The following is a 2,834-nucleotide window of genomic DNA, read 5'->3' as shown; positions in this document are numbered from 1 at the left end:
GACTGTCTTGCAGAACGGCGACCGCCTGCCGTGCCGGGCCGTGGTGGAGATCAGTCAGGCGTCCCCGGCCCGGACATCGACCTTCACAGAGCCCCTGCCCGCCTATCGCCCCCTCTTCGATCTCGAACAGGGCGTGCTCGCCGAGGTGAGCGGGGACGGGAACGGTCTCCCCGACACGGGCGAGACGATGAGCTGGCGCCCGGTTCTCAGGAACTACGGCGCCGGGAGCGCCGCGAACCTGACCGGGATCCTGACCGCCCTATCGGGCGCCACGATCGTGTCCGGAACGGACAGCTACCCGCTCTCGCAGGCGATCGAAGGGCAGACGTCGACGACGGTGGGTGGGGCCCAGTACCGTTTCCAGGTCACCAACGCGCAGACGCTGCGTCTCCAGTTCGAGGTGAAGTCGGCGTTCAATGCCTCCTTCTCCTTCCTGGTCCGCGAGGTCGAGTTCGAGATGCCCGCCCCGCCCTCCTTCCCGACCGATCGACCTCCGCAGGCCACGAAGGACGCGATCATGTTGACATGGTCGGCGACGCCGGACCCCGACATCGAGGGGTACGTCCTGGAGCGCAGCGCGACGGAGACGGGGGCCTACGCGAGGGTCCACGATCGATTCCTGCGGGGGATGGAGTACTTCCGGGACGAGGGGCTGGGCGGACTGACCCGCTACTTCTACCGCGTCGCCGCGATCGATTCCTCCGGCAACTGGAGCGCCTACTCCGAGCCGGTCGGGGCGACGACCAACCCGGCCTCCCTTACCGGATGGCCGATCAGCGTGTCAGGCGACCCCAACTGGGGCTGCCCCACGATAGAGAATCTGGATGCGACGGACCACTATGAGATCTTCGTTGGAGCGGATCGGGTCTACGGCCTGAGGGACAACGGGACCGAGATCATCGATGGCGATGGGGTGCCCTCCACCTTCGGGGTTTGGTCCGAAACCCCGGCCTTCATCTGGAGCAAGCCGGCGATCGCCGATATCACGGGCGACGGGAATGTTGAGGTGGTCGTCACGGCGCGGTATCGGTCCGAGACCGACAAGACCCCGTACGTCTTCGTCTGGAACAGGGAAGGGACGCGCCTCTGGAGCCGCGCGGCGGGAACGAACAACTACCTGATGGCCTCTCCGCTTCTCGCGGACATCGCCGGCGACCTGAAGCCCGAGGTCATCGTCCAGAACAGGGGATTCCTCTACGCATGGAACGGCGACGGCAGCCCGGTGATCACCGGGAACGCGGATGGAAAGCTCGCCTATCTCGGCGGAGGCAACCCGGCGGATCCCGCTAGCTGGCCCTACACATACGGATCGCCCGCGGCGGCGAATCTCGACCCCCAGTTCGATCCCAAGGACGAGATCATCGTGCAGCTCGAGACATCGGGAACGGGCGCCGCCTCGATACTCGCTGTCGTCCGCGGTGACGGGACAATCCTGGCGACCGCGCCGCTGGAGCAGGGACTCACCGGGGACGAGGCCCGCTCGAATTCGTCCCCATCCGTGGCCGACGTGGACGGGGACGACGCCTACGACATCTTCGTCGCGACGCGCAACTACCTCTGGAGCTTCAAGTACGAGCCGTCGCCGCCCCGGAGCCTCGTCCTGCGGACCGGCTGGCCCTACCAGATCGACAAGCTGCCGACGAACTGGACCGAGCCGACTCCGGCGATCGGAGACATCGACGGCGATGGACAGAAGGACATCGTCCTCGGATCGGGCCGGGGGAAGCTGGTCGCCGTCAATGCCAACTCGGCGGCGGCGCTCCCAGGCTTCCCGCGCCAGATCGCCGACGCGGACGAGAAGGTAGGCTCGGCGATCCTCGTCAATCTCGACGCCGACGCGCTACCGGAGATCGTGGTGGGCGACAACCAGGGGATCGTCCACGCCATCAACGGAGACGCGCAGGGGGCTCCGGTCGCGGGCTTCCCCTACGTCATGGGCGGCCGGATCCAGCACGGCCTGACCTGCTGGGACATCGACCGCAACGCCAATCCCAACCTCGTGGTCCAGGCCGAGTTCCTGGCGTCGATCGCGATCCTCGAGATCTCGGACGTGATCTTCCCGCTCGACCTCCCGACCGCGATGCGGCTCAACCCCTGGACCTCCTTCCGCCACGATGCTCGCAACACCGGGCGGATCGACGCCGATGTGATCACGCCCGTCGTGACGATAGAGGTGGAGGCGCGCGCAGAGGTCGGCGCGGCGGTGCTCACGTGGCGGACGCCGGTCGAACCGGCCGTCTTCCGCGTCGAGCGGCAGGGTCCCCTCGGCGAGTGGGAGATCAGGGGAGAAGGCGACCCGTCCCTCTTCCTCGAGGGCTCGTGGTACACCTTCCGCGATCCGGCGAGTCCAGGGAAGCATCTCTACCGTGTCACCGGTTTCGACGCGTACGGACGGGAGGTCTTCCGCAGCGGCGGGATCTCGCTGACTATCGATCCGTTCAGACTCCGCATAGCGGCGGCGGTGCCCAACCCGACCGGCGGCGTGACGAACATCCGGTACGAGACTCCGGGCGGCCAGGTGAGGCTGGATATCCTCGATCTGACCGGCCGGCGGATCCGGACGCTGATCGACAATCCCGTCGAGGCGGGGCTCAGCGATGCGAGCTGGGACGGCCGCGACGAATCGGGCCACGCGGTCCGCTCCGGTGTCTATCTCGCCCACCTGCGAAACGCGATGGGCTCCCAGAGCATGAAGATCACGCTGCTTCGATAAGGCCATGTGTCCTCCCACTTCCTGTTGAGGGGGTGGGGTGCCTAGGTAGATCCTGGGTCATCCCACGGGCTCGAGGAGGGAAGAGAAGGAGGACGGGATGGTTCGTAGGGAGGTTGAGCGT

General features: G+C 66.9%; 1 protein-coding gene. It reads left to right on the top strand.

The annotated features are described in order from the left end of the window. On the top strand, positions 1–2,713 hold a 2,713-nt coding region (locus FJY88_13190; GenBank protein ID MBM3288281.1), incomplete at its 5' end, for a hypothetical protein. Positions 2,714–2,834: the final 121 nt, after the last annotated feature.

It is taken from the genome of Candidatus Eisenbacteria bacterium (genome assembly GCA_016867495.1).
In the GTDB taxonomy this organism is placed as follows: domain Bacteria; phylum Eisenbacteria; class RBG-16-71-46; order CAIMUX01; family VGJL01; genus VGJL01.
The sequence above is the reverse complement of the archived record's forward strand: the minus strand, read 5'-3'. Positions and strand labels throughout refer to the sequence as shown.